The sequence below is a fragment of the Bifidobacterium favimelis genome (genome assembly GCF_037963085.1).
Classification (GTDB): Bacteria; Actinomycetota; Actinomycetes; order Actinomycetales; family Bifidobacteriaceae; genus Bombiscardovia; species Bombiscardovia favimelis.
Genome location: NZ_JBANDZ010000001.1, coordinates 472,292 through 498,264, shown reverse-complemented (window position 1 = coordinate 498,264; position 25,973 = coordinate 472,292). Strand labels below are relative to the sequence as shown.

At 63.8% G+C, this 25,973-nt stretch carries 23 protein-coding genes and 1 tRNA gene; 7 read left to right on the top strand and 17 right to left on the bottom strand.

The window, feature by feature from the left end; all coding sequences use genetic code 11:
* The first annotated feature begins 192 nt into the window (after positions 1-192).
* The 3 genes from pgm (at position 193) to rpiA (ending at position 3,819) form a co-directional block, all read left to right on the top strand.
* Positions 193-1,869, top strand: coding sequence for a phosphoglucomutase (alpha-D-glucose-1,6-bisphosphate-dependent) (gene pgm / locus V6584_RS01945; protein WP_340468751.1), 1,677 nt, complete (start codon positions 193-195; stop codon positions 1,867-1,869).
* A gap of 172 nt (positions 1,870-2,041) precedes the next feature.
* Positions 2,042-3,016, top strand: coding sequence for an RNase H family protein (locus tag V6584_RS01940; RefSeq protein ID WP_340468750.1), 975 nt, complete (start codon positions 2,042-2,044; stop codon positions 3,014-3,016).
* Positions 3,017-3,120: 104 nt separating this feature from the next.
* Complete coding sequence (rpiA, locus tag V6584_RS01935) at positions 3,121-3,819, top strand: ribose-5-phosphate isomerase RpiA (RefSeq protein WP_340468749.1); 699 nt, start codon at positions 3,121-3,123, stop codon at positions 3,817-3,819.
* Positions 3,820-3,995: 176 nt separating this feature from the next.
* On the opposite strand, the gene V6584_RS01930 is transcribed toward rpiA, so the two are convergent.
* A complete protein-coding gene (locus V6584_RS01930; protein WP_003817716.1) occupies positions 3,996-4,085 on the bottom strand; it encodes a 30S ribosomal protein bS22 in 90 nt (29 codons plus the stop codon).
* Positions 4,086-4,153: 68 nt separating this feature from the next.
* The gene (locus V6584_RS01925; protein ID WP_340468748.1) at positions 4,154-4,786 is read right to left on the bottom strand and encodes a hypothetical protein; all 633 of its coding nucleotides are present in this window, start codon (positions 4,784-4,786) and stop codon (positions 4,154-4,156) included.
* Between the two features lie 128 nt (positions 4,787-4,914).
* On the opposite strand from V6584_RS01925, the gene radA reads away from it, so the two are divergent.
* Positions 4,915-6,327 (top strand): DNA repair protein RadA, encoded by a 1,413-nt coding sequence (radA, locus tag V6584_RS01920; protein WP_340468747.1) that lies wholly within the window; start codon positions 4,915-4,917, stop codon positions 6,325-6,327.
* Between the two features lie 153 nt (positions 6,328-6,480).
* Here the strand turns inward: radA and ribF are convergent, their stop codons facing one another.
* The 5 genes from ribF to nusA all read right to left on the bottom strand — a co-directional run bounded on the left by ribF (position 6,481) and on the right by nusA (position 13,853).
* Positions 6,481-7,605, bottom strand: coding sequence for a bifunctional riboflavin kinase/FMN adenylyltransferase (gene ribF / locus V6584_RS01915; protein WP_340468746.1), 1,125 nt, complete (start codon positions 7,603-7,605; stop codon positions 6,481-6,483).
* A 226-nt stretch (positions 7,606-7,831) separates the two neighbouring features.
* Positions 7,832-8,863 carry a tRNA pseudouridine(55) synthase TruB gene (truB, locus tag V6584_RS01910; RefSeq protein ID WP_340468745.1) on the bottom strand — a complete coding sequence of 344 codons (1,032 nt, stop codon included), beginning with the start codon at positions 8,861-8,863 and terminating at the stop codon, positions 7,832-7,834.
* A gap of 29 nt (positions 8,864-8,892) precedes the next feature.
* On the bottom strand, positions 8,893-9,402 hold the full coding sequence (rbfA, locus tag V6584_RS01905; RefSeq protein WP_340468744.1) for a 30S ribosome-binding factor RbfA: 510 nt from the start codon (positions 9,400-9,402) through the stop codon (positions 8,893-8,895).
* A gap of 119 nt (positions 9,403-9,521) precedes the next feature.
* Entirely contained in the window at positions 9,522-12,344 is a 2,823-nt protein-coding gene (gene infB, locus V6584_RS01900) for a translation initiation factor IF-2 (RefSeq protein ID WP_340468743.1), read from the bottom strand.
* 183 nt (positions 12,345-12,527) lie between these two features.
* On the bottom strand, positions 12,528-13,853 hold the full coding sequence (gene nusA / locus V6584_RS01895; protein ID WP_340468742.1) for a transcription termination factor NusA: 1,326 nt from the start codon (positions 13,851-13,853) through the stop codon (positions 12,528-12,530).
* Between the two features lie 69 nt (positions 13,854-13,922).
* Here nusA and V6584_RS01890 point away from each other — a divergent pair, with 69 nt between their 5' ends.
* Positions 13,923-14,879, top strand: coding sequence for a hypothetical protein (locus tag V6584_RS01890; RefSeq protein ID WP_340468741.1), 957 nt, complete (start codon positions 13,923-13,925; stop codon positions 14,877-14,879).
* A gap of 328 nt (positions 14,880-15,207) precedes the next feature.
* On the opposite strand, the gene V6584_RS01885 is transcribed toward V6584_RS01890, so the two are convergent.
* The 10 genes from V6584_RS01885 to V6584_RS01840 all read right to left on the bottom strand — a co-directional run bounded on the left by V6584_RS01885 (position 15,208) and on the right by V6584_RS01840 (position 21,714).
* Positions 15,208-16,215: an aldo/keto reductase gene (locus V6584_RS01885; protein ID WP_340468740.1), complete on the bottom strand. Its 1,008-nt coding sequence runs from the start codon at positions 16,213-16,215 to the stop codon at positions 15,208-15,210.
* A gap of 284 nt (positions 16,216-16,499) precedes the next feature.
* Positions 16,500-16,585: transfer RNA gene (locus V6584_RS01880), tRNA-Ser, on the bottom strand.
* Between the two features lie 116 nt (positions 16,586-16,701).
* On the bottom strand, positions 16,702-17,676 hold the full coding sequence (truA, locus tag V6584_RS01875) for a tRNA pseudouridine(38-40) synthase TruA (RefSeq protein ID WP_340486138.1): 975 nt from the start codon (positions 17,674-17,676) through the stop codon (positions 16,702-16,704).
* A 145-nt stretch (positions 17,677-17,821) separates the two neighbouring features.
* Positions 17,822-18,472, bottom strand: coding sequence for a 50S ribosomal protein L17 (rplQ, locus tag V6584_RS01870; RefSeq protein ID WP_340468738.1), 651 nt, complete (start codon positions 18,470-18,472; stop codon positions 17,822-17,824).
* Positions 18,473-18,610: 138 nt separating this feature from the next.
* On the bottom strand, positions 18,611-19,606 hold the full coding sequence (locus tag V6584_RS01865; RefSeq protein WP_340468737.1) for a DNA-directed RNA polymerase subunit alpha: 996 nt from the start codon (positions 19,604-19,606) through the stop codon (positions 18,611-18,613).
* A gap of 76 nt (positions 19,607-19,682) precedes the next feature.
* The gene (rpsK, locus tag V6584_RS01860) at positions 19,683-20,081 is read right to left on the bottom strand and encodes a 30S ribosomal protein S11 (RefSeq protein WP_015022328.1); all 399 of its coding nucleotides are present in this window, start codon (positions 20,079-20,081) and stop codon (positions 19,683-19,685) included.
* Positions 20,082-20,161: 80 nt separating this feature from the next.
* Positions 20,162-20,539, bottom strand: a complete 378-nt coding sequence (rpsM, locus tag V6584_RS01855; RefSeq protein WP_340468736.1) for a 30S ribosomal protein S13 — start codon at positions 20,537-20,539, stop codon at positions 20,162-20,164.
* Between the two features lie 129 nt (positions 20,540-20,668).
* Positions 20,669-20,782: a 50S ribosomal protein L36 gene (gene rpmJ / locus V6584_RS01850; protein WP_043164480.1), complete on the bottom strand. Its 114-nt coding sequence runs from the start codon at positions 20,780-20,782 to the stop codon at positions 20,669-20,671.
* A gap of 22 nt (positions 20,783-20,804) precedes the next feature.
* Positions 20,805-21,023 (bottom strand): translation initiation factor IF-1, encoded by a 219-nt coding sequence (gene infA, locus V6584_RS01845; protein WP_113853415.1) that lies wholly within the window; start codon positions 21,021-21,023, stop codon positions 20,805-20,807.
* A gap of 232 nt (positions 21,024-21,255) precedes the next feature.
* Positions 21,256-21,714, bottom strand: coding sequence for an Hsp20/alpha crystallin family protein (locus V6584_RS01840; RefSeq protein ID WP_340468735.1), 459 nt, complete (start codon positions 21,712-21,714; stop codon positions 21,256-21,258).
* Positions 21,715-22,007: 293 nt separating this feature from the next.
* Here V6584_RS01840 and gdhA point away from each other — a divergent pair, with 293 nt between their 5' ends.
* On the top strand, positions 22,008-23,354 hold the full coding sequence (gene gdhA, locus V6584_RS01835) for an NADP-specific glutamate dehydrogenase (RefSeq protein WP_340468734.1): 1,347 nt from the start codon (positions 22,008-22,010) through the stop codon (positions 23,352-23,354).
* A gap of 692 nt (positions 23,355-24,046) precedes the next feature.
* Positions 24,047-25,973 (top strand): MucBP domain-containing protein (locus tag V6584_RS01830; protein ID WP_340486135.1); only part of this gene is annotated, 1,927 nt, incomplete at its 3' end.

Below are 25,973 nucleotides of genomic sequence, written 5' to 3'. Positions count from 1 at the left end.
AAGCACATCCAGGTGACCGTGGACCATCAGGCCCTCTGCGTGAGGGTCCCGCAGGAAGCTGACTGACCCCTCTGTTCTTCCCCCCCCGGATGTGAGCCCCCCCCCCGACTGCTACTCCCGCCTGTTTTCACCGACCATCGGAGGGACATCTGCCAGCGGTTCTCATCCGCCGCCGGTGGCATGATGAGAACCATGACAGCACAGAATGCGGGATCACCTGCAACCCCAGCGGACCTGATCGGCGTCGACGACGTAATCGGCAAGTACTACGACCTGATTCCCGACCCGGGTGAAGAGACCGAAAGGGTCTCCTTCGGCACTTCCGGGCACCGGGGCTCCTCCCTGAAGACCTCCTTCAACGAAGCCCACATAGTCTCCATAACCCAGGCCATAGCCGAAGAGCGGGCCAAGGCAGGTGTGACCGGCCCCCTCTACCTGGGCCGTGACACGCATGCCCTCTCCCTTCCGGCATGGAAGACGGCCATCGAGGTCCTGGTGGCAAACGGGGTCAGGGTCCGCATCGACGCCAACGATGACTACACTCCCACCCCCACCGTTTCCCAGGCCATACTGACCCATAACCGGGCCGCGGACGGAAGCCAGCGCTTCTCCGGGGAAGACCTTTCCGACGGGATCGTGGTGACTCCCTCACATAACCCGCCCACCGACGGCGGCTTCAAATACGACCCGCCGACGGGAGGTCCCGCCCCCGCCGAGACAACCAATGCCATAGCCGAACGGGCCAACCAGCTGCTGGGCGACTTCCGGTCGGTCAGACGGGTTCCCTTCGAGCAGGCGGTCAAATCGGACCTGGTTGAGCCCTTCGATTACAGGGAGCATTATGTGGCCGACCTGGGCGATGTGATCGACTTCGACCTGATCCGTTCCTCCGGCGTTCGTCTGGGCATCGACCCCCTGGGCGGCGCCTCGGTCAACTACTGGCCCCTGATCAACGAAAAGTATGGACTCGACATAGGCGTGATCAACTCCGAGGTGGATCCCACCTGGAGGTTCATGACCCTGGACCACGACGGGAAGATCCGGATGGATCCCAGCTCCCCCTACGCCATGAAGGGGCTCGTGGACAGGCTGAACGGCGGAGCCTGGGACTCTTACGACCTGGTGGGCGGAACCGACCCCGACGCCGACCGGCACGGCATCGTATGCCCCGGCAGCGGGGTGATGAACCCCAATCACTACATCGCGGTCTGCGTGGAATACCTCTTCTCGGGGAACCGTCCCGGCTGGCCTGCAGGCACCGGCATCGGCAAGACCCTGGTCTCCTCCTCCCTGATCGACCGGGTGGCCGCCTCCATAGGGGCCCGACTGGTCGAAGTCCCCGTGGGCTTCAAGTGGTTCGTCGACCCCCTCTTCAGCGGCGAGGTGGCCTTCGGCGGCGAGGAGAGCTCCGGCATGAGCTTCCTGCGCCGCGACGGACATGTCTGGACCACCGACAAGGACGGTCTGATACCCGACCTCCTGGCAGCCGAGATCACGGCCAAGACGGGCAAGAACCCCGCACAGCTCCACGAGGACCAGGTGGAACGCTTCGGCCGCAGCTGGTACAGGCGTGTGGACACGCCGACCACCCTGGAGCAGAAGCAGAAGTTCGCCTCCCTCGACGGGGACGATGTGACGGCGACCCAGCTGGCCGGCGAACCCATCACGGCCAAGATGACGGAGGCACCGGGGAACGGGGCCAAGATAGGCGGCATCAAGGTGACCACCAAGGACAACTGGTTCGCCGCCCGCCCCTCAGGCACGGAGAACATCTACAAGGTCTATGCAGAGTCCTTCGTCTCCCCGCAGGCCCTGGACCAGGTGCTGGATGAGGCCGGCCAGGTGGTCGACAGAGCCCTGGGCGACTGAGAGGGCACCGAACAGAATGAACCACCAGGTCCTCCCCCCCCCCGCCGGCGAGGCCCTAGGCTGATTCCTGGCGGCAAAGCCATACACCCGCATAGGCACCGGCCCGCTCCGGATCGGAAGTGATCCGCTGCGGGCCGGTGTCTTTTCGTTCCGCCTGTCTAGGCTGGTCTGCATGAACGAGAACACGATCACGGTATCCACTGACGGCAGCGCCCTGAGCAACCCAAACGGCCCCATGGGGTGGGCCTGGGCCGATCACCGGGGGGGCGACGCAGATGCCGGAGGGGCCAGCAACGGCACCAACCAGATCGGAGAGCTCTGCGCCGTGCTCCAGGCCCTCCGCGCCCACCGCGGGCCCGAAACCCTGGTCATCGAGACCGACTCCCAGTACGCCATCAACTGCTCCTCCAAATGGGTCCATGGGTGGAAGAAGAAGGGATGGAGGAACTCCCAGGGGAAGTCGGTGAAGAACCGCCCACTGATCGAGGCCATCGACCGAGAGATCAGGCAGCGGGAGGGACCGGTCAGGTTCGTATGGGTCAAGGGCCATGCGGGTGACAGATTCAATGAAAAGGTCGACATGCTGGCCAGGGGGTATGCGACAGCCGCCCGTGATGGAAGCCGGGAGGGGTGCCTGCCCGTCGAGGGGTGGCGTTCCCTCCTGGACTCCCCCTACTCCCAGGGCCTGGATATGCCTGATGCCGTGCAAGAGGAGCTGGACGGCAGCGCTGGTGTGCTCGACAGTAATGGTCGCAAGCGTAACCGTCTGAGCGAACCCGACGAAGAGGACCTGGAAGACCGTGGCGAAATGGCGGAGGAGGAGATGTCCGAGGCCGACGACGACCAGGCGGAAATGGACCACGATTATCAGGGTGACGAAGCCGGCCAGGAAGAGGAGGACGAAGAACCCAAGGGTCCTGGGGCGCAATCGGATGAAGCCGGGTCAGATCGAGCATCCAGGGGCCTGCGGGCCTCCGGACGGGTCTGCATAACCCCTCCCCCCTCGCAGAGCCCCAATTTTGCGGGAAAGGACCTGCACATCTCCGGCACCATTGAGTTCAGTGCGGACATCGACCAGGAGGGAATGGTGGTCCTTGACCAGGTCCCCTTCCGCCTGCACGGGATTGAAGTCAGGGGGCAGGAGTGACCAGCTGACCGGACCGGGCCTTTAGGGGCCCTCGCGTAGTATGGGAACAGAATCCAAGAACCGTGGGCGCCGTCCGGCAAGGACCAGGCGCAAAAGGAGATTTGATGGACAAGACACAGCAGGATGCACTGAAGAAGGCCGCCGGCGTGGAGGCCGCCAAGCTGGTCGAAGACGGCATGGTAGCCGGCCTGGGCACCGGTTCGACGGTCCGTTTCTTCGTCGACGAGCTGGGCAGGCGCGTCAATGAGGAAGGCCTGCGGTTCACCGGTGTGACCACCTCCCGCAGGACCAAGGAGCAGGCCGAGGGCTATGGCATCAAGATCGTCGACGTTGATGAGGTGGACCACATCGACATCACCATCGACGGGGCCGACGAGGTGGACAAGAACTTCAACGGAATCAAAGGCGGCGGCGCGGCCCTCCTCTGGGAGAAGATCGTGGCCGTCAACTCCCGCAAGATCGTCTGGATCGTCGATGAGTCCAAGGTGGTCGACACCATCGGCCGCTTCCCCCTTCCTGTCGAGGTCATCCCCTTCGGCGAGCGCCATGTGCTTGACCGCTTCCAGGACCGGGGGTACAAGCCCGTCCTCCGCCTGGATGCCGAAGGGCAGCCGGTCTTGACCGATGAGCACAACCACATCATCGACCTCCACATGGAGCATATCGACCACCCGGAGGACCTGGCACAGGATCTCATCACCACGGTGGGCGTGGTGGAACATGGCCTCTTCCTCAACATGGTGGATACGGTTATCGTGGGCGACCCCAACGGCCCCAGGGTCATGACCAACTCCAACAAGTGAGCCGCCGGCCGCGATGACCCGTGACCACAAAAACGGCCCGCCCGATTCCGATGTTCCCCGGATCGGACGGGCCGTTCTGCCACGGCAACAAGAAACCCTCCTGTAGACCGAGGCAGATTGCCACGCCCTGCAGGAGGGGTCCCGCACGGCCCTGACCGGGCCGGAAGTCTTACAGACTACTTACGCTGGTGACGAGTCTTGCGCAGCATTTTGCGGTGCTTTTTCTTGCTCATCCGCTTGCGGCGCTTCTTGATGACAGAACCCATCCGAGCCTCCGATCCTTGTGTTCCTGGAAGTGTCCAACTTGCCCAATACTACACCGTTTAGCCGACTACTACAGGGGGAAGGCCCTGTAGAAGGTTTCCAGGGCCGCTTTCTGACCCTGTGCACGGAAGACGACCGTGTCGTTCTGCCAGATGACGATGGCCTTCTTGGGGTCTGCCGGATCCTCCTTCTCCACATAAGTTCCGGTCTTGTTCCCCGAGGTCTTCACGTTGCCGGAAGCGATCTCCTTGCCCGTCATCGGCCAGGTCGCGGCATCGTAGAGCTTCTTGGCATCGTCAGAGGTCGCCCACTGGGCGGCATGGAGGGATACGTCCTTGGTCTGGTCCCCGGTGGAGTAGGTCAGGTCATACTCTTCGATCGGTGTGTTGGCGGCCCACTCCCTGGCCGGGTCGGCCTTCGTCCTGGCGAAATCTCCGACCGTGTCGGGCATGGACTTGAGCAGGTCGGTGGCGTCCTGCGGGAGGGGTTTGGGTGTCGCCTTGGGCTTGGCAGCCTCTTTTGAAGCCGGGTGCGATGGCGGTGCGGCCGTCTTGCTGGAGGGCGGAGCCTGGGGGGCCGGGTCGTTGACGGCCCAATGCGGCCAGACGAAGGCGCTCAGAAGCACCAGCACGACGACGGCGGCCACCACGATGACCAGGCCGGTGCGGCGGTGGCGAACGGAGGAGGATGAAGACTTCGACATACCGCAATTCTCTCATATCAAATGCGACACTCCTGCGAAGGCAGGGTGAAAGTCCCCTCCTCCCTCCCCCTGCAAGCCTGTGACGAACAAACCTGGAACTTGTCGCCCAAGCTGGATAGCTTGCAACTATGGCCAAGACGACGACCCAATATGTATGCACGGAATGCGGATGGACGGGCGGCAAGTGGTTCGGACGCTGCCCGGAGTGCGGCCAGTGGGGCACGGTGGAGGAATTCCACGAGGCCAGGGTCGGGACGGGCCCTGCCGCCGGGGCGGGCAGGAGGGGGAGGACCAACCCGGCCGCCGCCGTCAGGGCTGAGCCGATCACCAGGGTGGGGTCAGAACACCTGGTACGCATCCCGACCGGGTTCGAGGAATTCGACCGTGTGCTGGGAGGAGGCATCGTGCCAGGCTCCGTCATCCTGGTGGCGGGCGAACCGGGGATAGGCAAATCGACCCTCCTCCTGGAGACCGCCGGGAAGGTGGCCGCCAGGGGCGGTGGAAGGGTCCTCTATGTTTCAGGCGAAGAGTCACAGGCCCAGGTGAGGATGCGGGCTTCCAGGGTCGACAGCGTCCAGGAGAACCTCCTGCTCGCATCGACCACCGACCTCGGCACCGTCCTGGGGCTGATAGAGGAGGAGAAACCGGCCCTCGCCATCGTCGACTCGGCGCAGACCATCGTCTCCCAGGATGTGGACGGCATGGCCGGGGGGTCCACCCAGGTGCGGCAGGTGGCCTCCTGCCTGATAGATCTGGCCAAGACCTACGACATCCCCGTCCTCCTGGTCGGGCATGTGACCAAGGACGGATCCATAGCCGGCCCTAGGACATTGGAGCACCTGGTCGACGTGGTCTGCCAGTTCGAGGGGGATGCCCAGACGGCCCTGAGGATGTTGCGGGCTGTCAAGAACAGGTTCGGCCCGACCGACGAGGTGGGCTGCTTCGACATGAGCGGGCAGGGCATAGAGGAGGTCACCGACCCGGCGGGGCTCTTCCTGTCATCCGCCGATGCCCCCATGGACGGCACCTGCGTCACTTTCACCGTCGACGGTCACCGCAGCCTGCCGATAGAGGTCCAGGCCCTGGTCACCGATTCTGTCCTTCCCTCCCCCAGACGGGCGACCAACGGGGTCGATGCCAACCGACTGGCCATGCTCATAGCCGTCCTTTACAGGCATGGAAGGATAGGACTGCTGACCAAGGACGTATACGTCTCGACCATCGCAGGGGGGATGGCCAGGGAGCCCGCCTGCGACCTGGCGATCGTGGCCGCACTGGCCAGTGCGGCCAACGGCCGCCCAATCCCCCGGACCACCTGCGCCATGGGCGAGATCTCCCTGACCGGCCAGGTCAGACCAGCCCCCAGGATGGACCACCGCCTCCAGGAGGCCGCCAGGGTGGGGTTCACCAGGGCCGTGGTCCCGGCACGCCGGAAGCAGGCCAGGCCCTACCAGGCCGACGGCATTGAGATCATCGAGGTGGATTCCCTGCGGGACGCCCTGGACTCGCTCGGCCTTGGCAGACAGGCATCGGGCCGCTGAAACCGGAATCCTCCGGTCCGACGTCGTGCAGGACCCGGGCGTGTGACCCAGAATGCCCGGGTCCCGGGTCCCGAGTCCCGGATTGCCGGGTCACCTGGTCACCAGCTACCCGATTACCGGACTACACGACTACAGGACTACCGGACTACAGGACTACCGGGGGTCCCGGCCCGTCACCTTCAGGGTCTGCGCCGCGTCCAACCCCAGCTGCACCTTCAACGCCTCGGCCCCGCTGTACTTCTCCTGCGGGCGCAGGTGGCGGAGGAACTCCACCCGCACGCGGTGACCGTAAAGTTCCAGCCAGTCGGAAGTGACGGCGTTGACCTCCAAAACCCTCTCCCTGAGCCCGGTCTCGTCCTCGAAGGTCTCCTTGGTCCCGATGGAGATGGCCGCCGGCCAGCGCCAGGGCGAACCCGCTGCCAGACGGGCCTCCTCATCGAAGAGCCGACCCTCCTTCGAGGCATCGGCCGGGCCCATGTCGACCAGCCAGCCGGCATAGACTCCGTCGGCCGGCATATAGCCCGTGTGCCACCTGCTGAGGTTGGCCGTCGGATAACCCAGCTCACGGCCGCGCTGTTCGCCGTGGATCACCTCCCCCTCCACGATGTGTGGGCGGCCCAGGACGGCTTCGGCATCCTCAACACGCCCCAAGGAAAGGAGACGGCGGGCGTTGCTGGTGCTCCACACCCTCACCCGGGGGCCGGCCTCCTCCCCTTCCGAGGTCAGATCAACATAGCCGGGCCCCATGTCGTCCACGACTTCCAGGCAGAAGGTGCCCGTCTCCTGGCCCAGGGCCTGGATGGCGACCACATCACCCTTGAGGCCTGCACCCAGGCGGGCGTCACGGCCCAGGACCAGGGTGGACATACCCAGGCCACGGACCATCTGGCCCAGGAAGAAACGGTAGGACTTCGCGGCGAAGGCCATGGTGTATCTGACGATGAGGACGCGGTCGATCCCCATGCGTCCCAGAAGTCTGATCCTCTCATCCAGCCCCATCAACGCTTCGTCGTCCTGCCTGGCCAGCTCCTCGGGAAGATCGGCCATGGCATGGGATGCGGCGTAGCGGTGCACCCGCTTGGGCCGGGGTTCGAACATGACAGCCACGGCATAGTCGCCCTGTCTCCTTGCCAGCCCCACCGCCCGTGAGATGACGGCCTGATGGCCGCGGTGGACCCCGTCGAATTCGCCCACCGTCACCACGCTCCCCTTGGAGACGCTGAGGGTGGGCCAATCCACCACACCGGCCTGGTTCGGTTCCAACCTGCTGACTTTCATCCGTTTCCCATCGTTCATGCCGCCGCTACGGTTCCACCGGGCACGACCGCTCCCCTCTCCGGAAGCCCCCACGATGCGACGGACTCCGGACCCGGTCCCGTCTGCATCGGGACCGGCGGCGGGATGCGGCAGGACTCGGCGGAACACGGCGGTTCCCTTTGCAACTGTTTGAACTATAAAGCAGGGGGCTTAAGCAGGCAATGCCTGTTGCCCCCTCTTTCCTGCTTCACTCGTCAGCCGGGCAGGCGAAAACCACGTCCGGCTTGGCTCGACCGCTCCCCCTCGCCGACAGGAGGGCGCAGAGGTACTCGCCCTCGGGCAGGCCGGGGGCGGGGGCCAGGGCCGCCGTCGGACCGTCCAGGCGGATGTCGAGAAATCCCCCGTGGGAGAGTATGCCGGCCTGGGCCCTGTCAATCCGGACCACAGGGAGGGTCAGACGGGCCGCATGTGCAGGGGTCATGGCCGCAGCCAGGACCTCCTGCCTGTCCTGGTCCAGCACCATCCTCCTGCGGGTCACCTGGCCGCCATCCCTGCCGATGCGGGTGTAAGCCTCCACGTGTCCGGTCAGGGCCCGGACCCCTGTACCGTCGGCCTCCAGGTCGAAGCGGCCCACCCTGGTCCGCCTCAGCATTGTCAGGTGGCCGCCGACCTGAAGGAGCTCGCCCAGGTCACGGGCCAGGGCCCGTATGAAGGTGCCGCTTGAACAGGTGACCCTGACATCGCAATCCAGATAGAGGTCCCCCCCGTCCGTAGCCACCTGCCGGCTCGTGAGCAGGTCATAGCCGGCTATGTGGATCCTCCTGGGCTTCAGATCGACCTTCTCCCCTCGCCTCGCCAGTTCATAGGCACGTCGACCGTCCACCTTGACGGCCGAAAAGGCGTCAGGAACCTGATCGATGAAGCCGGTGAAGCGGTCCCGCATGATTTCTTCCAGACGGGTTCCGGTCAGGTCGGCCACCCGACGACGGACCTGGGGGGTCTGCACACCCCCATCCAGGGGGTCGCCCTCGGCATCGTCAGTGGTAGTGGCCATTCCCAACCGCATTGTGGCCAGGTAGGTCTTGTCCTGTCCGACGATGGCATTCAGCAGGCGGGTGGCCTGGCCGTAGGCGACCACCAACATCCCCGTGGCCATGGGGTCCAGGGTGCCCGCGTGGCCCACCCTCCTCATGCGGAGGGTGGAGCGGACCGCTGCGACCACGTCATGGCTGGTCACCCCCTGTGGTTTGTCCACCAGGAGGACTCCTGAAGTCTCCACCGTCGAAAGGCCTTTCTGCAAGCGTTTGCTCAGATGGCGGGGGTCGGGTCCATCGTCCCGTCCCCGGTCCCGGTCCCCTCGCCCTCGTCGTCACCACCGTCATCTTCGTCATCATCATGCCTGTAAGGGTCGGGGTCCCCGGCATACCGGGCATTGGCCCGGCTCCTGGCCAGCTCCTCGTCGCGGTGGCGGGCGGCCGTCAGGACATCTTCGATCTCCGTGGCCTCGGCAGGCACCTCATCGTATATGAATCGCAGGGTCGGCGTCAGCCTGAGTCCGGCCTTGGCCCCGACCAGGGAGCGCAACCTGCCGGTGGCCTGGCGAAGGGCCTGCTGGGCACGCTTGCGCTCACCCTGCTCGTGGCCCTCGCGGCCGAACTGGGTCCAGTAGACCTTGGCGATCTGCAGGTCATTGGTCACCCTGACCTCGGTGATCGTGATCCCAGCGAGACGCTTGTCGTGCAGGTTGGTCTCCAGCGAGGACGCGATGACACGCTGTATGAGGGCGGCCACACGCACCGCACGGGGGTTCGTTGCCATCTTGGTTCCTTTCCTTGAACCTGAAGAAGAATGTCCGCCGCAGCCCGGAAGGGCAGTGACGGCGGACATCGGATTCCCACCAGGGGACGGACCGGGCGGACCGGCCCGACTGATGGGGCTTACTTGCGCTCGACCTCCTGCATGGCGAAGGTCTCGATGACGTCGCCCACCTGGATGTCGTTGAAGGCGCCCAGGTTGATGCCCGCCTCGTAGCCCTCGGAGACCTCGTTGACATCGTCCTTGAACCGGCGGAGGGAGGAGATCTCCAGGTCGTTGATCGTGACGACCCCGTTGCGGACGATGCGGGCCTTGGTGCCCTTGGTGACCGTCCCGTCCAGGACCTTGACGCCCGCGATGTTCCCGAACTTCGAGGAGCGGAAGATCTCGCGGATCTCGGAGTGGGAGGTGGTGACCTCTTCGTATTCCGGCTTGAGCATGCCCTTGAGGGAGGCCTCGATGTCCTCGATGGCGTTGTAGATGACCGAGTAGTACTTGATCTCCACACCCTCGCGGTCGGCCAGCTCCTGCACCTGCCGGTTGGGGCGGACGTTGAAGCCGATGATCACGGCCTTGTCCACCGAGGCCAGGTTGACGTCGTTCTGGGTGATGGCACCGACACCGCGGTGGATCACCTGGATGCCGACCTCGTCGGAGACCTCTATCTTCATCAGGGAGTCTTCCAGGGCCTCGACGGAACCGGAAGAGTCGCCCTTGATGACGATGTTGAGCATATCCACCTCGGACTTGGCGAACTGCTCCTTCAGGCTCTCCAGGGAGACCACCTTGCGGCGCTTGGCCAGCTGGGCCGCGCGGGCTGTCGCCTCGCGCTTCTCGGCGATCTGACGGGCGGTCCTGTCGTCCGGGGCCACCAGGAAGAGGTCGCCAGCGGTGGGCACCGAGGTCAGCCCCAGCACCTGGACGGGTGTCGAAGGCGCCGCGGCGTCCATCTGCTTGCCGTTCTCGTCCAGCATGGCACGGACACGTCCGTACGAGGACCCGGCCACGATGGCATCGCCCACGTGGAGGGTTCCGGACTGGACCAGGACGGTGGCCACGGCACCCCGGCCCTTGTCCAGGCGGGCCTCGACGGTTGCGCCCCTGGCGGGCATATCGGGGTTGGCCCTCAGGTCCAGATCGGCGTCTGCGGTCAGGAGGACGGCTTCGAGGAGCTTGTCCACGTTGGTTCCCAACTTGGCCGAGATGTCGACGAACATGGTGTCGCCGCCGTACTCCTCGGGGACCAGGCCGAACTCGGTCAGCTGGCCGCGCACCTTCTCCGGGTTGGCACCCTCCACATCGATCTTGTTGACCGCCACCACGATGGGCACGTGTGCAGCCTGGGCGTGGTTGATAGCCTCGACTGTCTGGGGCATGACGCCATCATCGGCCGCCACCACCAGGATGGCGATGTCGGTCAGCTCGGCGCCACGGGCGCGCATGGCCGTGAAGGCCTCGTGGCCGGGGGTGTCGAGGAAGGTGATCTTGCGCTTGTCGCCCTCGAGGGTGACGGTGACCTGGTAGGCGCCGATCCTCTGGGTGATGCCGCCGGCCTCGTGGGCCGAAGTGTTGGTCTTGCGGATGGTGTCCAGCAGGCGGGTCTTGCCATGGTCCACATGGCCCATGACCGTGACCACGGGAGGCCGCGGCTTCAGGTCCTGGTCGTCCTGCTCCTTCTCTTCGTCCAGGTCGATGTCGAACTGCTGGAGGAGTTCCTTGTCCTCCTCCTCGGCGGAGACGATCTGGATGTTCCACCCGATCTCCTCCCCCAGTATCTGGAAGGTGGCTTCATCCAGGGACTGGGTGGCCGTCGCCATCTCTCCCAGGTGGAAGAGGACGGTGACCAGGGCCGCGGGATTGACGTTGATCTTGTCGGCCAGGTCGGACAGGGTGGCCCCCTGGCGGAGCTTGACGGTGCGGCCGTTGCCTGCGGGGATGCGCACGCCGCCGATGACGGGTGCCTTCATCTCCTGGAATTCATGCCGCTTGGCCATACGGTTCTTGCGGGCCTTGGAGGATTTGCCCCCCTGACGCCCGAATGCACCTGCTGCGCCTCCGCGTCCGCGGCCACGGGGACCGGTGCTGGAGGGACCTGCGGAAGCTCCAGGCTGGAAACTCCCCGTCCCTCCGCCGAAGCGGCCGCCGCCCTGGTGGGTGCCGGCCTGCTGGCCCGGCCTGTTGTGGCCCCACTGACCTGGACGTGCCCCCTGCGAGCCCCGAGGGCCGCCGCCCCTCCCGTTGCGGAAGCCGCCGTGACCCCTGCGGGAGTCGTTGACGGTGGGCCTTGCCATGGGGTGGGGCCTGGGTATGTCTGAAGGGACAGGGACCTTCATCCCCTGTTTGCGGCTGAAGGGATTGTTACCTGGGCGGGGTGCGGTCGTGCCCGGCCTGCCCGGATGCTGACGCTGCTCACCCGGGGCCGCTCCCGGACGAGGATGACCCCCACGCTGGCCCTGGGGTCCCGGCCGACCCTGGAAGGCGGGCGAAGGACGGCCTGCCCTTTCCTCCTCGTGACCCTGCCTGCCGTGTTCGGTCCTGCGACCGTCGCGGTCGGGCCTGTCGCCATGCTGGGACATCCCGGGCTTGGGGAAATGGCCGGCTGACTGGCCGCCGGCCGCCCCATAAGACTGACCCGATGAGGAACGCCCGTGCGCGGACATCCCGGGCTTGGGCGCAGACGCTCCGGACGGGGATGAGGACTGCTGGCTGCCGCCTTGACGGGCGGCTGCAGGGGTCCCGTGGGACTGGCGGGGCTTCGGCTTGTCGGCATCCTGGCCGGCATTGCCCTGCTGCGGGAAGGCGTTTTTCAGGCGGCGCACCACAGGTGCTTCCACCGTCGAAGAGGCCGACTTGACGAACTCCCCCATGTCCTTGAGCTTTTCAAGGACGGTCTTGCTGTCCACGCCAAGTTCCTTGGCCAATTCATACACGCGTGCTTTGGGCACTTACTATCTCCTTACTGGACCGCGCGTATGAACGACGCGATCACTCTTCCATGACGGCGAACATATCCTGTCTCATCGTGCGACCATGATTGTGTTACCTCGTCTCTGTGCCGTGACCGGAGGATGTCATCCACCCGATCCGGAATACCATGTCAAGCATACTCGCGCCGTTGGATGTCGGCATCATCCTTCTTCTCCCTGTGGCGAAGCCTGGGCGGCGGCCTGCCGTCGCAGTTCCTGCTCATGCGTCTCGGCCGATTCTATGCCGATGTTCCAACCCGTCAACTTGGCCGCCAGACGCGCGTTCTGGCCCTCCTTGCCGATGGCCAGGGAGAGCTGGGCATCCTTGATGAAGGCTATGGCCGTCCGGTTGGTCTTGCTGACTATCTGGACCTCCTTGACCACGGCCGGCGACAGGGCCGCAGCGACGAAGTCGGCCGGTTCCGCCGACCAATCCACGATGTCTATCTTCTCCGGACCCAGATTCTCCATGACGGCCCTGACCCTGGCCCCCGCCGGCCCGATCAGGGCACCCTTGGGGTTGACCCCCTTGGTGTTGGCCCGCACCGCGATCTTGGTCCTGGCCCCGGCCTCCCTGGCTATTGACATGATCGAAACGGCCCCCGAGACCAGCTCGGGAACCTCACGCTCGAAGAGGCGGCGCACCAGCTCGGGGTGGGAACGGGAGACCACGATCTCAGGCCCCCTCAACCCCCGCGAGACGTTCACCACATAGACGCGCAGGCGCTCCCCGTGGCGGTAACGCTCGCCGGGAACCTGCTCACGTTTGGGCAGGATGGCCTCCACGTCACCTACGGCGACGTGGACGTTGCTGGGGTCATCGGCATCCTGCTGGACCACCCCTGTGATCAGCTTCCCCTTCTGGCCCGAGAAGGCGCCGAAGATACGCTCGTCCTCGGCCTCCTGGAAGAGCTGACGAATCACCTGACGGGCCGTGGAGGCCGCCATCCTGCCGAAATCCTTGGGGGTGTCGTCGTACTCTTCGCCCAGGACCATGCGGGGCCGGTCATCTTCCTCCGACCCATCCCTGCCGGGCGCACCCGGGGTTCCGTCTTCGGACGTCCCCCTTCCGGACGCGGCCCGGACACCGGCTTCCGCCGTTATTCCGGCGGGGCCCTGGGGGCCTTCTGCTTCGGATTCGCCCTGGGGTTCGGCCGGAACGCTCTTCAGGTCTTCCACCTGATCAACCGGGCGGGCAGGCGGCTGGCCGACGGCATCCTCTTCCGGCCTCTCGGCATCGGGCGCGCCCTCGGCATCGGTCCTGTGACCGGTCTGACTGGCCGCGCCGGAATCCGCCGGCACCTCGTCACGCGCCCAGACGGTGAAGGTGCCCGCCCTGTCATCCAGCTCCACCCGGGCATGGGGGGAAGAATGCGGCATTTTCTGATATGCGAGGAGCAAAGCCTCGCAGAGGGCTTGATCCAATGTCTCAGCATCGATTCCTTGTTCTGCTGCCAACTGACGAATCTCAGCCAGGTCCAATTCCATGTCAAGACCTCCTATGAAGTTATTCAGACCACGAAGCCCGGTCTGCAATCCCTACTACTGTACCGATTCATGCAGACACTACACGGCCGCGCCCCGTCAGGCAAACCCGCGGGCCCCGCACGACGCCGCCGGCGTGTTCTCCTGGCCCTCCTGTCGGCCATGACGATGGCCCTCCTCCCCGCGTGTTCCGCCAGCAGGGTCACCATCACCGCCCAGGACCCCCAGGGCGTCACCTTGAGTGTCTGCGAACGGACATACAGGAAGGCCACCGCCGACGAGAGACGTGCTCAGGACCATGTGGTGGGCATACCCACACGGGAGGCTTGGGAGGATGCGGCCAACGACAGACTTTCCGTGGCGGTCAGCTGCCCGGTCCGCTTCGAGGAATCCGCCACCTATGCCGCCCTGGACTTCCACCGTTCCTCCCAGGCCGCCAGCCGGGAGGGAGGCGGAGGAATCTCTCCGTCGGACATCGGGACGACACGATCCAATGGGATGGGCACGGCCGCCCAGATCCTCCGGACCGATCAGGCGGCCGCAGCCGCCCTCGCCGAGGACAGGGCCGGCTTCGCCATGACCGTCCTGGCCGCCAGGCAGAAGGACCCCAAGCACCACCTCCTGGCCCTGGCAGATGCCCATCGGACAGCCTCCCAGACCCTGGCCGCCCACTCCGCCGGCGAAGGGGACCCTCGTGAAGGCATCTACTCGGTCAGGGAGCTCCTGGCCCACCCGGACAAGATGGATGACCCGGCCAACGGGCTGTCGGCACCCGTCAGCGCGGTGGTGGAGATGAACGCAGCCCGGGAACTCCTGGCAGCCATCAGGGACTTCACCAGCGCGGATGGGGGCCGAACCGGACAGGACGAGGAAGGACGCACGCGCTACACGGCCACGGACAGGCAGCAGGCCTTGAGGGAGCTGTCCGAACTGGCCGCCACCCACATATACGCCGCCCTCGAACTGGGCTACCCCGCCAGCCCGGAAGCCCTCTTTTCCAAGGACACAGCCGCCGTATCGGCAAGGTGATCCCATGGAACGCGTTCCATAAAAGGGTTTTGCTTCTTCGGAACAGGGGGCATGAAGCCGGAATAATGTGATAGGCCAGGGCCTGGGCCTTGGTCCTTTTGCCTTATCCGGCTCCGTCAAGGGCCAGCCACATCCGGACCATGGCCTCCCTCCTGCGCTCCGCCCCCTGACGGCCGCCGGCTTCGCCCAACGGATTTGAATATCACCGTCCGCCCCTCTTCAGCCATGGGCTGACAAGCGTCCGGTCCGTCGGCCTTCTGGCCACCGGACCGCTCAACGAAAGGAGTCGTGAACACCCCTGCCGCCGTCGAGGATGCCATATGCCATGCTATTTGCTTTGGACGTCCGGTCGTATGGTGTCCTGTGGCGGGTTGCGGTCCAGGGCCCCCACGATGGTATGGGGCTTGTAGGGTTCCTCCATGTAGGCGATCTCATCGGACGTGAGCCGCAGATCCAGGGCGGCCGCTGCATCGTCGAAGTGCCTGGCCTTGGTGGCTCCGATGATCGGCGAGGCGACGCCTTTCGCCCACTGCCAGGCGATGGCCACCTGGGACATGGGCACCCCGTGGTCCTTGGCGACCTGTTCCACCCGTCGCACGATGACAAGGTCGTTCTCCTCGGCATGGTCGTACTTGCTTCGTGACACCCTGTCCGTCTCGCCCCGCAGGGTGTCGGACGTCCACGTCGGCCTTGCCAGGTGGCCGCCGGCGAGCGGACTGTACGGCATGAGGGTCACCCCCATCTGCCGGCAGATGGGGATCAGCTCCCGCTCGTCTTCGCGGTAGAGCAGGTTGTAATGGTTCTCCATGGCGCTGAACCGCGTCCACCCGTTGTCGCGGGCCGCGATCTGCATGTCGTGGAACTGATACCCGTACATGGCCGAGGCGCCCAGCGCTCGGACCTTGCCGGCCCTGACCAGGTCGTCCAGGGCCTGCATGGTCTCCTCGACGGGCGTCCCGTAGTCGAACCGGTGGATGATGTACAGGTCCAGGTAATCGGTTCCGAGACGTTTGAGCGTCCCCTCGATCTCCCTGTGGATGGCCTTCGAGGAAAGCCGGCCCTCGTTGAAATAGACCTTTGAGGCGATGACGACCTTGTCCCGCCGGGTGGTTCTGGCCAGCGCCCTTCCCAGATACTCCTCGCTGGTGCCTTGCGAGTAGCCGTTGGCCGTGTCGAAGAAGGTGATCCCCAGGTCCAGCGCATGCCTGACCACGGCCTCGCTGTCATCTTCGTCCAACGCCCAGTCGTTCATGGTCCCGGCCTTGCCGAAGCTCATGCACCCCACGCAGATCTTCGATATGGCGATGCCGGTGTCGCCCAGTTCGGTGTATTGCATGACAAACCCCTCATTCCCTTCATCGGTAAGGATTCCATAAGTCTAGATAGTTCAAGCCGGTGGAAGTAAAGCCGGTCTGCGGAAATTCTCTGAATCCGCCTGCCGATGGGCATCACACACGCCGTCCGGCTACCCACTGGCAGGGCCTGTTTGCCGGAATCGGCAGGGCCGGCATCGGGGGCTTCCATGCGGACGGATGGCAGGCAAGGGGGAAAGGAGATGTCGGCATCTGTCAGGTTCCGGCATAAAAAGGGCCCCGGAATGACTCCCGGGGCCCATGTTCGCGGTTGAGGCGAGATTCGAACTCGCGGAGGGTGTTGCCCTCACACGCTTTCGAGGCGTGCTCCTTAGACCGCTCGGACACTCAACCTCGTTTGTTGACCGGCATGGACCGGACAGCAACTGTCTCATTATGCCACAACTCGCGGACCGGGCTGGCCGCGTGGCGGAAGCAGGCCTGCTGTCTGCCAGGGTCCCGGAAATCGATCACAGGGTCCGGCGGGCACGGATGGCCTGGGCCCTCAGGGCCAGCTCCCCGTCGGGCGGGTATGCCACCCCCTCAAGGGTCAGTCCGCGGGCGGCGATCGGCCCGGTGGCCCCCTCCCTGGCAGGTGTCTCGACCTTGCCCCTGAACCAGTCCGCCGTCTGCCTGCCGGCACCCACGCGCAGGCAGGCATTGACCAGGGAACGTACCATGTTGTGGGCGAAGGCATCGGCCACGATTGTGAACTCGACCAGGCCGGATTCCAGGTCTCCTTCCACCCGGGGCACCCGCCTCCAGCCGACCTTGAGCACCTTGCGGATCGTCGTCCCCCCCGGATTGGGGGTGGAGAACGAACCGAAGTCGTGCAGACCGACGGCCGCCTGGGCGCAGGAGTCCATCAGTTCCACATCCAAGGGGCCATCCACCTCGAGGACGAACCCACGCAGACGTGGGTCCATGGCCCCCGGCCTGTCACAGATCCGGTAGACGTAGGTACGTTCCAGGGCCGAAAACCGGGCATCAAAACCGTCAGGGGCCCGGGTGACGGACCTGATGACGACATCATCGGGCAGGACATGGCGCAGGCGCCGCTCCAAGGCCTGCTCCGGGTCCACCTCCATGTGCCCCTGGCAGGAGGCCAAAAGGTCGGCGGGCAGGTCCAGGTGGCAGACCTGACGGGAGGCATGCACTCCGGTATCGGTCCGGCCTGCGACGACCAGGCGGGGGTTCCACCCCTCCTGCACTTCCCCCTCCTTGCCTGCGGGGGCCGAAAAGGTCCCCAGGCCCTGCCGGTCCTGCCGTCTTCCCGAACCCGTGACTTTGGCCAGTGCCTCTTCGATGGTCCCCTGGACCGTACGCAGGCCGGGTTGGCGGGCCCATCCATGGAAGGACCCACCGTCGTAGGCCAGGTCCAGACGGAGCCTGACCTCCCCTCCCGCATCAGGTGCATACCGGTCAGGGTCTGCATTTTCTTCCACATCCATCTCCATCCGCCATCCGCCCGGTGTCTCCTGCATATTCACCAGTCCTGCCCGTGCCTGCACGAATACAAGGAGGGCCGGAGATCGCTCCCCGGCCCTCCTGCAATCCCGGCCTCACGACTTCACAGGCGGGACATTGGAATCACTTGTCCTCGTCGGCCTTCTCGGCGTCCTCGGCCACGTCGGCCTCCTCCTGTGCGGAGGCTTCGGCCTGGTCGGCCTGGTCGGCGGTCTTTTCCAGATCGATGGCGGCCTGGTCCGCGGTCTGGACGTTCTCGCCGGTCTCGTTGGCTTCGACGGCCTGCTCCACGGCCTGGTCGGCGGCACCCTCTGCGATTGCGGCATCGGCCGCAGCATTGACCTCTGCCGCCTCGTCCTTAGCGGCCACCTTGGTCGCGGACTCAGCCTCCTTGACTACCGACTGCTTGGCCGACAGGGGCTCGGTGACCAGCTCGATCACGGCCTGGGGGGCATTGTCACCCCTGCGGGGGGCGATCTTTGTGATGCGGGTGTACCCACCCTCACGCTCCGCCATCTGCTCGGCGATCTCGGTGAAGAGCTTGTGGACGACGGACTTGTCGCGGATCACGCGCATGGTCCGGCGGCGGGAGTGGAGGTCACCCCGCTTGGCGAAGGTGATCAGGCGCTCGGCCAGCGGGCGCAGGCGCTTGGCCTTGGGCAGGGTGGTCGTGATGCGGCCGTTTGCGAAGAGACTGGTGGCCATGTTGGCCAGCATCAGGCGCTCATGTGCCGGGCTGGAAGCCAGGCGCGGGCCCTTTTTGGGTTGTGGCATTGGATTTTCTCCTTATGGACCCCGTTCCAGGTGGGCATTCGCCCGAACATCTGGATTGCCGGGGCTGTTCATTTTCCGGCGGACACCGTGAACCGCCCGGTGACCGCCACCGCCGGCGCCGGTTGGCGCCGGCAGGCGTCACTCGTCGTCAGGCGAGTAGAAGGTACCGCCTTCGAGGTTGTTTGTGTCGAAGCCCAGAGGGGAGGCCTTGAGCGACAGACCCATGGCCTGGAGCTTCTCCTTGACCTCGTCGATCGACTTCATGCCGAAGTTGCGGATGTCGAGGAGGTCCTGTTCGGTGTGCGAAACCAGCTCACCGATGGTGTGGATCCCCTCCCGCTTGAGGCAGTTGTATGAACGCTGGGTCAGGTTGAGGTCCTCGATCGGCACTGCCATCTCGGGGTCGGACTCCTCGACCACCGGTTCGGGCCCCACCTCGACGCCCTCCGCCTGGACATTGAGTTCCCTGCAGAGACCGAAGAGCTCCACCAGTGTGGATCCGGCCGAAGCCACCGCGTCGCGCGGGGAGATCGCCGGCTTGGTCTCGACGTCCAAGATCAGCTTGTCGAAGTCCGTCCTCTGCTCCACACGGGTGGCCTCGACCTTGTAGCTGACCTTGAGCACGGGCGAGTAGATGGAATCGACCGGGATCCGGCCTATCTCATCGTTGTCCTGCTTGTTCAGCTGGGCCTGCACGTAGCCGCGGCCACGCTCGACGGTGAACTCTATCTCGAGCTCCCCGTCCTCAGCCAGTGTGGCGATGTGCAGGTCGGGGTTGACGATGGCGACACCGGCCGGCGGCGTGATGTCTCCGGCGGTCGCCTCGCCCTTCCCGCTCTTGCGCAGGTACATGACCACGGGTTCGTCATACTCGCTGGTGAGCACGATCCCCTTGACATTGAGCAGGATCTCCGTGACATCCTCTTCCACACCAGGCAGCGTGGTGAACTCATGCAGGGCACCCGAGATGCGGACCGAAGTCACGGCCGCCCCGGGAATCGAACTCAGGAGCGTGCGGCGCAGGGAATTGCCGAGCGTATAACCGAATCCGGGCTCAAGGGGCTCAATGGTGAAACGTGAGCGTTGGGCATTGACGACTTCTTCAGTAAGTGTCGGACGCTGTGCAATAAGCACTGTTGCTATCCTTTCAGCTCTGACCGACGGTGCACTCGCCGGTCTTCGCGGGTGGATTCTGTGGTTTTCCTAGTGCTCAGACGCGACGGCGCTTGGGGGGACGGACTCCGTTGTGTGCTTGCGGGGTCACATCGGATATCGAGCCGACTTCGAGTCCGGCCGACTGGAGGGAACGGATGGCCGTTTCACGGCCCGATCCCGGCCCCTTGACGAAAACGTCAACCTTCTTGACCCCATGTTCCATGGCCTTGCGGGCCGCGGACTCGGCAGCCATGCCGGCTGCGTAAGGGGTCGACTTGCGGGAGCCCTTGAAACCTACATCCCCGCCGGAGGCCCAGGCGACAACCGCGCCGGAGGGGTCCGTGATGGAGATGATCGTGTTGTTGAATGTGGACTTTATATGTGCCTGCCCGACGGGAACCGACTTGCGGTCCCGGCGGCGAGGCTTACGCGCGGCCTGCTTAGCTGCTGCCATTGATCCTCGTTTCCTTGTGACGGATTACTGATTGCCTTCCCTGGCGATGGGGGCTGCACCCCGTGGCCGGGAGTCCGACCTTACTTGGTCGCCTTCTTCTTTCCGGCGACCGTGCGCTTCGGCCCCTTGCGGGTACGCGCATTGGTCTTGGTGCGCTGGCCGCGCACGGGCAGACCCTTGCGGTGGCGCTGGCCCTGATAGCAATTGATCTGGATCTTACGGCGAATATCGGCGTCTATCTCACGACGCAGGTCACCCTCGATCTTGTAGTTGCCTTCGAGGTAATCACGCAGTGTGATCAGCTGCTCATCCGTGAGGTCCTTGACGCGGGTATCCGGATTGATTCCGGTCGCGGCAAGCGTTTCGTTCGCACGGGTACGGCCGACACCGAAAATGTATGTCAGTGCGATCTCGATGCGCTTCTCATTGGGGATGTCGACTCCGGCAAGACGTGCCATTGCGATTCCTTCTCGTATACTACGTAGGTCGTGCACCGAGTCGTCCGGTTTCCCGGCCCGGGCCTACGCACCCGGGGTTCAGCCTGTCGGCTGTGACTCAGCGCCTTGATGTCGCCGCTGGAAATCCGCTCAGCCCTGCCGCTGCTTATGGCGGGGGTTGCTGCAGATCACCATGACGCGGCCGTGACGACGAATCACGCGGCAGTTCTCGCAGATTCTCTTCACACTTGGGCTGACCTTCATGGTTTTCCTTTGCTGATGTACCTTACTTGTAACGGTACGTAATGCGACCGCGGTTCAGATCGTAAGGGCTCATTTCGAGCACCACGCGATCCTGCGGGAGGATGCGGATGTAATTCTTGCGCATCTTGCCCGAGATTGTGGCCAGGACGGTGTGCTTGTTCTCAAGCTCGACGCGGAACATCGCGTTGGGCAGAGCCTCCACGACGCGCCCTTCCACTTCAATCACACCATCTTTTGCCATAAACCTCTGTCCGATCCTCGGCCGATTACTCGACGTGCCAGGAGACACGCCAACTTGCTAGTATAGCACGAGTGGCGACAAAGGTGTGCGCGTGTTGCACAAAAGGAGGCTGCTCCGGATGCACATCCTTCGTGCAACCGGGGCAGCCCCCTGGTCCTGCCCGCCTGCCTGAAGCGGACGAACCCGCCTGTCCGCCTACCGCTCAACGCGCGGCGGAAGGTTCTTCACGCAATCAGCCTTCGATGGCGATCTTCGCCTTGTTCTCGACAGGCTTCACGCTGGCCTTGGGAACGACCACCCTCAGGGTGCCGTTCTCGTACTTGGCATGGACATCCTCTTCCTTGACACCGTCGCCCACATAGAAGCTGCGGGAGCAGGAGCCCGTGTAACGCTCACGGCGTATCCACTTGCCCTGGTCGTCCTTGGTCCCTTCGTCGCTGTTCTTCTGTGCGGAGACGACCAGATATCCGTCCTCCAACCTCAGCGAGATGTCGTCCTTGCCGAAACCGGGCATGTCGATCGACAGCTCATAGTCATCGCCCCTGTCACGCACGTCCGTGTTCATCAGGGGGGAGGTCATCTGCTGCCCGCCGCCGACCTGACGACGCGAATCGTTCCAGTTGTTGAAGAATGGATCGTCGAAGAAATCACCGAAGATCGAGTTGTTCATAAGAGCCGGAAACATAGCCATAACCAATACTCCTTTTATCGTTCACCGTTAAGTACCCCGGCGACCGCCATGGAGACGCCCGACTTCCACGGCATCCGAAGCCCCCCGGCTTCTTCGTCGCCTGTCACTATCTACAATTCCCCTTTCACGGTGGTCCATACCAGGATTATCCCCACGGTGAAAAACTTGAGCCGTCCTGACTCAAGTTTTGACACATCTGTGTTAATCCCTGATTTCATACCCCTCCTTGTTCGGTAACATTCCCAGCCCATAGAATGGGACGGATTTTGAAACTCACAAGACAAGGAGCCTCTATGACAGGCAGGGATTATATCGACAGGGTCTATGAACAGGTCGTGCAGCGCGACCCAGACCAACCTGAATTCCTCCAGGCGGTCCGGGAGGTCTTCGACAGCCTGCCTCCCGTGGTGGACAGGCACCCGGAATTCGAGGAGGCCGGGGTGTTGGAGCGACTGGTGGAACCGGAACGGTCCGTCAAGTTCAGGGTCGCCTGGAGCGACGACCAGGGTCACGTCCACGTCAACCGGGGCTATCGCGTCCAGTTCAATTCGGCCATAGGCCCCTACAAGGGCGGGCTGCGCTTCCACCCGACCGTGACCGAATCAGTGGTCAAATTCCTGGGCTTCGAGCAGATTCTCAAGAACTCCCTGACCGGACTGCCGATGGGCGGGGCCAAGGGGGGATCCGACTTCGACCCCAAGGGGAGGACCGATGCGGAGGTCATGCGCTTCTGCCAGTCCTTCATGACCGAGCTGCAGAGGCACATCGGGCAGTTCACCGATGTGCCTGCCGGCGACATCAACGTGGGCGCCCGCGAAATCGGTTACCTCTTCGGACAGTACAAACGACTGCGCGATGAGTTCAGCGGGGTCCTGACCGGCAAGGACATGACCTTCGGGGGTTCGCTGGCTCGGACGGAGGCCACGGGGTACGGTCTGTGCTACTACACGGCCGAAGCTCTGAAGACCCTCCGGGGGGACTCCTTCGAAGGTAAGACGGTGGCGGTGTCCGGATCCGGAAACGTAGCGATCTTCGCCATAGAAAAGGCAGGTCAACTGGGCGCCAAGGTTGTCACCGCCTCCGATTCAGACGGCTACGTATACGATGCGGAGGGAATCAAGCTCGACGTGGTCAAGGACATAAAGCTCAATCACAGGGGGAGGATCCGGGAGTATGCCGACCGCGTGCCCGGGGCGGTATACAGGCCGGATTGTTCCGGCGTGTGGACGGTGCCCTGCGACATAGCCCTCCCCTGCGCCACCCAGAACGAAATCGACGCGAAATCGGCCAGGACGCTGGTGGACCAAGGCTGCACCGTAGTCTGCGAAGGCGCCAACATGCCCTCCACCCCCGAAGCGATCGAGATCTACGAGTCGGCGGGCGTCCTGTATGGACCGGCCAAGGCGGCCAACGCCGGAGGGGTGGCGGTCTCCGGCCTGGAGATGAGCCAGAACTCCCAACGGCTGGAATGGACCTTCGACCAGGTGGACCAGCGGCTCAAGGAGATCATGGTGGGCATCTTCAACAAGTCCTACCTGGCCTCCCAGGAATATGACAGGCCCGGAGACCTGATGGCGGGCGCCAACATCGCCGGCTTCATGAAGGTGGGGCAGGCCATGGTGGCCCAGGGCCTGCTCTAAGGCAATCCCGTCAATTGCTCGATTTCCGCTGCGCCCTATTTGCAAACCGTAATCCAGGTAGCCTCCTATAGGGCGCAGCGCATCATCATGCGACATTCGTTTCTCCTGCCCCGAAACGACAAGTAGGAGGCTGATTCTAGGCGAACCATGCCTCTCAACGATATGCGCACACAGAAACCGGGTCCGTAATGGAGAAGGACATCATCTTCCGGACGAGGTCGGATGCCCCTTCGGTTACGCAGACCAGTGTCCGCCATCAACTGATCGGAGCCTTTCAACGTATGAGGGCAATGCGCTGTCATTTGCTGCTGGCGATAAATTGCAAGGACGATTTGTTCGGTTAACCACAACTGATATTCTTTTCTCGATACGCCACGCCAGATGTGGTGGATCGCAGCGACTGACACGAACCATGCGAGAACGGATGTTGAATCTTCAGCGCATTTAGAACAGGGGTGGGGAACGTGCAGAAAACCATGAGAGCTGTAATTGCATTTGCGGTGACATCCATGATGGCCCTGCCGTCCCTGTGTTATGCCTCGACGCCTGCAACGCAGCCGGCTTCCATCGCTCAAAGTGAAGTGGCGACTGGACAGCAGGCATCCAACACCGCAAATCCCATCACGCATCCTGCCACCGAACAAGCCTCATTCGGACCTGCTGTTTTTCAGTCCGATGCCGCCGGAGTGAAAGTGGAAACCAATTTCGCACAGGACAGCAACCTCTGGGACCTTCCCATCCCCATCAATGTCTCGATTGGCGAAAGCGCGTCCATATCCAGGAATTCACAGCTCAAAATCATCTTCTCCACCCCCCAAGCCATCGATTGGAACCATGTGCAAGAGAACGGCGGCAGCACCTATGGCATTTGGTCATACGATCCATCGGAAGGAACCGCCGCATTCACCTTCAACGTCGATATCGCCTCCGGTGATCATGCCCTGATCAATTTCATCCTGAACCTGCATCCCGCCCATACGGACGGCCTGAGTTCTACCATATCCGCGTCATTGAACGACCAACCATTGACCATTGCCGGCGGAACACGATTCAAGCTTCAGAAACCGGCCGGGGGCGGCGGCGGCACATACAACGGTTTCCGCTTCGTGCCGGGCCGGGGATCATATGCAACCTCGGAGGGAATCGAAGACAATTACATAGGTCCCATCAATGGAAGCTATGCATACCTGCCTGACCGTCAAAGCATGGATTTCAACGTCGTGATGGATCCGGGTTTCTACTCGAACACGTCACTGGAGAATCTGCGGACGATCACCATCTCCGTCTCCGGTACCAATGCAGCCTTGGCGGCCGATAACATCCTCATTTCCAACAAGGGTGGATGGCCCATCAGCTATACCCGATATGTTCCCCTCTCCGAACTGGGATGGAGCGCACAGCAGATCACACCGCAAAAGGTCCGGGTCAACATTCCGGACGGGTTCGTCATGGGATGGTACATCCTAGGGGTCGTCCCCACGACGCCCGACGTTCAGTCACGCTATACGATCTCCTTCGATTATTCCTCCAACCTCATCGGTTCCCAAGTACAGTATCTGGACGGGGTCTTCCAGGTTCTCGGCAATGTAGGCTTCATCCCGCGCATCTCAGCAGGAGCCGACAGGACCCTGAAACAAGGCACGCCAATCTCCGACATGTCTCAATGGCTCCTGCAGGGGGTGACCGCATCCGATGTCGAGGACGGGAACCTCACCGGCAAAGTCACCGTCGACGTGGACGATTTGCGAAAGCTGAACGGCAAGTGGGACAGACACGAGAATGGGACCACTGAGATCGGGTTCAATGTCACTGACAGTGACGGTAACCAGAGCAAGGCAAAGTACAAGGTGACGGTCTATTCCGATGTCCACGTGCACTACAAAGACGTGGAAGGCAACACCATACGTAAGGATGCGATTCTGGCTGGCAATGTCGGAGAGACCTTCGACGTGGACAGGACCGATTTCAAGAATGACGGCAAGACCTATTTGTATGTTTCTTCGGACCCGGACATGGCCACTGGAACATTCGGACAGGATAATCAGCCAACCGAGATCACACTGACGTATCGCCAGGATTACACGGGCATCAGCGCATCGGACTACACGATGCACGTGGGCGACCCCGCACCCACCGCGGACGACTTCCACGCCCGCGCCACCGACCGGGACAACAACCCCCTGCCCGTCACCGTCCACCTCGACCAGGCGGACCTGAACACCCCCGGCACCTACCCGGTGACCATCACCGCCACCGACACGCAGACCACCACCGCCACCCTCACCGTCCTGCCCGACCAACGCTCCATCAGCGCATCGGACTACACGATGCACGTGGGCGACCCCGCACCCACCGCGGACGACTTCCACGCCCGCGCCACCGACCGGGACAACAACCCCCTGCCCGTCACCGTCCACCTCGACCAGGCGGACCTGAACACCCCCGGCACCTACCCGGTGACCATCACCGCCACCGACACGCAGACCACCACCGCCACCCTCACCGTCCTGCCCGACCAACGCTCCATCAGCGCATCGGACTACACGATGCACGTGGGCGACCCCGCACCCACCGCGGACGACTTCCACGCCCGCGCCACCGACCGGGACAACAACCCCC

Excerpts from the sequence above, each read along its gene's own strand:
- pgm (WP_340468751.1), top strand. The coding sequence starts at position 193 with ATGACAGCACAGAATGCGGGATCACCTGCAACCCCAGCGGACCTGATC.
- V6584_RS01940 (WP_340468750.1), top strand. The coding sequence starts at position 2,042 with ATGAACGAGAACACGATCACGGTATCCACTGACGGCAGCGCCCTGAGC.
- rpiA (WP_340468749.1), top strand. The coding sequence starts at position 3,121 with ATGGACAAGACACAGCAGGATGCACTGAAGAAGGCCGCCGGCGTGGAG.
- V6584_RS01930 (WP_003817716.1), bottom strand. The coding sequence starts at position 4,085 with ATGGGTTCTGTCATCAAGAAGCGCCGCAAGCGGATGAGCAAGAAAAAG.
- V6584_RS01925 (WP_340468748.1), bottom strand. The coding sequence starts at position 4,786 with ATGTCGAAGTCTTCATCCTCCTCCGTTCGCCACCGCCGCACCGGCCTG.
- radA (WP_340468747.1), top strand. The coding sequence starts at position 4,915 with ATGGCCAAGACGACGACCCAATATGTATGCACGGAATGCGGATGGACG.
- ribF (WP_340468746.1), bottom strand. The coding sequence starts at position 7,605 with ATGAAAGTCAGCAGGTTGGAACCGAACCAGGCCGGTGTGGTGGATTGG.
- rbfA (WP_340468744.1), bottom strand. The coding sequence starts at position 9,402 with ATGGCAACGAACCCCCGTGCGGTGCGTGTGGCCGCCCTCATACAGCGT.
- nusA (WP_340468742.1), bottom strand. The coding sequence starts at position 13,853 with ATGGAATTGGACCTGGCTGAGATTCGTCAGTTGGCAGCAGAACAAGGA.
- V6584_RS01890 (WP_340468741.1), top strand. The coding sequence starts at position 13,923 with ATGCAGACACTACACGGCCGCGCCCCGTCAGGCAAACCCGCGGGCCCC.
- V6584_RS01885 (WP_340468740.1), bottom strand. The coding sequence starts at position 16,215 with ATGCAATACACCGAACTGGGCGACACCGGCATCGCCATATCGAAGATC.
- rplQ (WP_340468738.1), bottom strand. The coding sequence starts at position 18,472 with ATGCCACAACCCAAAAAGGGCCCGCGCCTGGCTTCCAGCCCGGCACAT.
- rpsK (WP_015022328.1), bottom strand. The coding sequence starts at position 20,081 with ATGGCAGCAGCTAAGCAGGCCGCGCGTAAGCCTCGCCGCCGGGACCGC.
- rpsM (WP_340468736.1), bottom strand. The coding sequence starts at position 20,539 with ATGGCACGTCTTGCCGGAGTCGACATCCCCAATGAGAAGCGCATCGAG.
- rpmJ (WP_043164480.1), bottom strand. The coding sequence starts at position 20,782 with ATGAAGGTCAGCCCAAGTGTGAAGAGAATCTGCGAGAACTGCCGCGTG.
- infA (WP_113853415.1), bottom strand. The coding sequence starts at position 21,023 with ATGGCAAAAGATGGTGTGATTGAAGTGGAAGGGCGCGTCGTGGAGGCT.
- V6584_RS01840 (WP_340468735.1), bottom strand. The coding sequence starts at position 21,714 with ATGGCTATGTTTCCGGCTCTTATGAACAACTCGATCTTCGGTGATTTC.
- gdhA (WP_340468734.1), top strand. The coding sequence starts at position 22,008 with ATGACAGGCAGGGATTATATCGACAGGGTCTATGAACAGGTCGTGCAG.